General features: G+C 39.7%; 1 protein-coding gene. It reads left to right on the forward strand.

Translation table 11 applies throughout. From position 1 onward, the window contains the following. The coding region (locus tag KVT27_RS25520) for a radical SAM protein (protein WP_217582265.1) at positions 1-252 on the forward strand (252 nt) is incomplete at both ends.

Raw genomic sequence — 252 nt, forward strand, 5'->3', positions numbered from 1 at the left:
GACTTAAATAAACGCACATACCTTTGGGTTGAACTCGGTTTACAAACTGTCCACGAACGAACTGCAAACCTTATTAATCGCGCTCACGATTATCCGTCTTACGTGGAAGGCGTAAATAAATTACGTAAGCACGGCATTAAAGTTTGCTCTCATATTATTAACGGTCTTCCACTTGAAGATTACGACATGATGATGGAAACAGCTCGAGAAGAAGCGAAACTTGACGTACAAGGAATTAAAATCCACTTACTT

Origin of the sequence: Lysinibacillus sp. GbtcB16 (assembly GCF_019091145.1) — a bacterium.
Taxonomy (GTDB): domain Bacteria; phylum Bacillota; class Bacilli; order Bacillales_A; family Planococcaceae; genus Lysinibacillus; species Lysinibacillus fusiformis.